The following is a 3,522-nucleotide window of genomic DNA, read 5'->3' on the forward strand; positions in this document are numbered from 1 at the left end:
GCCGTAGCGGGTGGGGGGGGGGGGGGGGGTGGGGCGGGTGGTGCAGGAGGTCGCGCTGGCGGCGGCGGGGGCGGGGCGGCCCGGGCGCCCCCCCCCCCCGGGGGGGGGGGGGGCTTGGCGGGGCCCGGCCCCCGCGGGGAACTACCGGGTCGGGTTACTGCATGACGGCCATGGCCAGCGCACGGCGAGCACGCATGGAGGCGCGCTCGGCCCGGCGCTGCATCCGGCGAGCGGTCCTCAGGCGGATCGCCCGGCGTTCCTGCTCGGCCTCCTGCAGCCGGTCGTGCATATGCGCACGAGCCAGGGCTTCTGGGATGAGTTGCATCTCTCGGGTCCTGTTCTGACGCGAGTCGTTCGCGTCGGTGGTGGTGAAGTCTGGGATCGCGGAGCCTGCGGGCTCGCTGGTGGACGGCTTCATCGGGGCCTGCTTCGTGGGGTCGTTCGTGAGAGGGCGGTCGATCGTTCCTGCGATGTTCATGCTGTGACCGGGTTCTTGCGCGGGCGGCCACGCGGCCGCTTCCGGGCGACGACGACACCCTGGACGAACAGCTCCCCACCCCAGACGCCCCAGGGCTCACGCCGCTCCTTGGCGCCGGCGAGGCAGGCCTCCATCAGCGGGCAGGTGCGGCAGAGGGACTTGGCGTACTCGACGTCGGCCGGAGACTCGGCGAAGAAGACCTCCGGGTCGTAGGAACGGCAGGGGACGGGTACGCCGAGGTTCTCGATGGCGTCGTCGAGCGCGGTGAGCGCCGTGAGCGGGATCAAGGTGGAGTCCTCCGTGAGGCCGGGCGGGGGGATCGTTTCGGAAGGCGGTACGGACGGGGCGTGCGCTTCGAGTTGCACGGTTCGTCTTCCTCGTCTGTTCGGTCCGGCCCTGTGGGACCGGTGGTCGCTTGGTACCGGGTTCTTTTCTTGTCCCGAGGCCCCTTCGCTCCGCTCTCCCCGTTCGGGGAAAACAGAAGGGCCGCGGATCCCGGATGGGGTTCCGCGGCCCTGAAGGCGCCGGCCTGATCGACGATCAGGCTGGATCACTCCAGGGTTCTGGCCCACGGAAGGCCCACATCAGGTGGTGCTGCGTCGTCTGCTTCCGGAATCCGGCACCGGCCGCCGCAAAGGCATAGACATGCGCCTGTGCCACTACCGCTTCCAGTGCCTTGGTCGGTCGCTCATTGCGCTCACGGACGGGAAGGTCCGCGAGAGACATGGAGGACGCCGGACGCGCGGCAGGAATGCCGGACAGACCGGTGCCCAGGTTCGAAACGCCGAGCATGCACGTGGAGACGACCGAGAGATCGGTCATTTTGGCGGTGCTGATGGCCTGGCTGCTGTTGATGCTGATCACTTCAATCGCCTCCTCTCGGCGTCTCTGGGGACAACGGCGCGAGCCGCTGTCCTACGGATATGCAAGTAGAGCACGGAATCAGGGCCTCCGAGAAGGCCTCCGTCCCCGTGGCTAAGAACCTATGGGGATTGCTGGGGCATGCGCAAACTATTTTTCCGACGAGTTGAAATCAGCCCTCGTCTTCGTCCTCCGCAACCTCCCGGCCTGCGCAGATGGTCAGCACATCGGCTCCGTAGCGCTTGAACTTGCGCAGGCCGACGCCCGGGATCCGCGCAAGCTCGTGCTCGCCGTCGGGCACGGCCTCGGCGATCGCCATCAGCGTCTTGTCCGTGAAGACGCAGTAGGCAGGCTGCCCGCTGCGCTGTGCCTGTACGGCCCGCCAGTCACGCAGCCGCTCGTACAGCCCCTCGTCCATGTCGGAGGGACAGTCCTCGCAACGCATGAGCTTCATCTCGCCCGCGTCGGTGAGCGTGCGCCCGCACACCCGGCAGCGCGCCGGGGTGCGCTGGGTGCGTCTCGGCGCGGCACCGACGGCACTGGTGAAGCCGCGCTCGACGCCTCCGGGGCCGCCGCCGGCGGCGCGCCCCGTGGTGGCGGTGGAGCCGGGGCGCAGCCCGTCGAGGAAGCGGCTGGGGCGGCGGTTGGGGCGGCCGCCGGGCGAGCGGGAGAGGGACCAGGAGACATGGAGGCGCTCGCGGGCACGGGTGACGCCGACATAGAGGAGCCGGCGCTCCTCCTCGATCTGCTCGTCGGTCTTCGCGTAGGAGATCGGCATCATGCCCTCGGCGACGCCGACCAGGAACACGGCGTCCCACTCCAGGCCCTTGGCCGAGTGCAGGGAGGCGAGGGTGACGCCCTCGACGGTCGGGGCGTGCTGGGCACCGGCCCGCTCGTCGAGTTCGGCCACGAGGTCGTTCAGGGTGGCGCCGGGTCGCGCGGCGGCGAAGTCCTGCGCGAGGTTCACCAGGGCGGCCAGCGACTCCCAGCGCTCCCTGACGGCCCCGGAGCCGGCCGGCGGCTGGTTGGTCCAGCCCTCGCCCGACAGCACGGCACGCACCTGCGAGGGCAGGTCGACGGCGTCGTCCAGCTGCGAGTCGTTGCCGCCGAAGCGGGCCGCGCCCCGGAGACTGACGATGGCCCTGCGCACCTCGGGCCGGTCGAAGAACCGCTCGGCGCCGCGCAGCTGGTAGGGCACACCGGCGTCGGCGAGGGCCTGTTCGTAGGTCTCGGACTGGGAGTTGGTGCGGAACAGGACGGCGATCTCGCTGGCCCTGACGCCCGCCTCCATGAGCTCCCGGATGCGGCGGGCGGCACCCTCGGCCTCGGTGGGCTCGTCGGTGTACTCGGTGTAGACGGGCTCGGGACCGGGCCGGCGCTGGGAGATCAGTTCCAGCCGGTGGTCGGCGGCGCGGCCGCGGGCCTGGGCGAGCAGGCCGTTGGCGAGATGGACGACCTGGGGGGTGGAGCGGTAGTCGCGGACCAGCTTGACGACGGTGGCGCCGGGGTGACGGGTCCGGAAGTCGAGCAGATGGTCGGGAGTTGCACCAGTGAACGAATAGATCGTCTGGCTGGCGTCACCCACGACGCACAGGGTGTCCCGCCGCCCGAGCCACAGGTCCAGCAGGCGCTGCTGGAGGGGGCTGACGTCCTGGTACTCGTCGACGACGAAGTGCTGGTACTGGGCACGGACCTGTTCGGCGATGTCGCTCCGGTCCTGGAGGATGGCGACGGTCAGCAGCAGGACGTCCTCGAAGTCGATGACGGCGCGGTCGCGCTTGATGTCCTCGTAGGCGGCGTAGAGCTGGGCGATCTCGGCTGCGGCGCGGGGGGTCTCACGGCCGGCCTTCGCGGCTGCGAGGGCGTAGTCGGACGGCACGGTCTGGGTGACCTTGGACCACTCGATCTCGCCGGTGACGTCCCGCAGCTCGCCCCGGTCGAGGCGGATGCGGCAGGCGGCGGCCGCGTCGGCGACGAGCTGGACCTTGCGGTCGACGAGCCGGGGCATGGAGCCACCGACTGCTTTCGGCCAGAAGTACTGCAGCTGCCGCAGGGCCGCAGAGTGGAACGTACGCGCCTGGACGCCCGCGGCGCCGAGCTGGCGCAGCCGTCCGCGCATCTCTCCGGCGGCGCGGTTGGTGAAGGTGACGGCGAGCACGCTGGAGGGCTGGAGGATCCCGGCC

Annotated in this window: 4 protein-coding genes; all 4 read right to left on the reverse strand. The window is 70.9% G+C overall.

The genetic code is table 11. The features are described 5' to 3' along the window. Positions 1–154 precede the first annotated feature (154 nt). Positions 155–478, reverse strand: a complete 324-nt coding sequence (locus ACFVYN_RS06935) for a hypothetical protein (RefSeq protein WP_389993593.1) — start codon at positions 476–478, stop codon at positions 155–157. After that, on the reverse strand, positions 475–843 hold the full coding sequence (locus tag ACFVYN_RS06940; protein WP_020119791.1) for a WhiB family transcriptional regulator: 369 nt from the start codon (positions 841–843) through the stop codon (positions 475–477). The genes ACFVYN_RS06935 and ACFVYN_RS06940 overlap by 4 nt, the downstream gene beginning before the upstream one ends. A 175-nt stretch (positions 844–1,018) precedes the next feature. Further along, positions 1,019–1,342, reverse strand: a complete 324-nt coding sequence (locus ACFVYN_RS06945) for a hypothetical protein (RefSeq protein ID WP_389993596.1) — start codon at positions 1,340–1,342, stop codon at positions 1,019–1,021. A gap of 169 nt (positions 1,343–1,511) precedes the next feature. Then, a partial coding sequence (locus ACFVYN_RS06950; RefSeq protein WP_389993599.1) for an ATP-dependent DNA helicase UvrD2 occupies positions 1,512–3,522 on the reverse strand: 2,011 nt, incomplete at its 5' end.

Source organism: Streptomyces sp. NPDC058307, from assembly GCF_042880295.1.
Lineage (GTDB): Bacteria > Actinomycetota > Actinomycetes > Streptomycetales > Streptomycetaceae > Streptomyces.

What these genes read in the sequence shown, in the direction of transcription:
- ACFVYN_RS06935 (WP_389993593.1), bottom strand. Translation starts at nt 478, where the DNA reads ATGAACATCGCAGGAACGATCGACCGCCCTCTCACGAACGACCCCACG.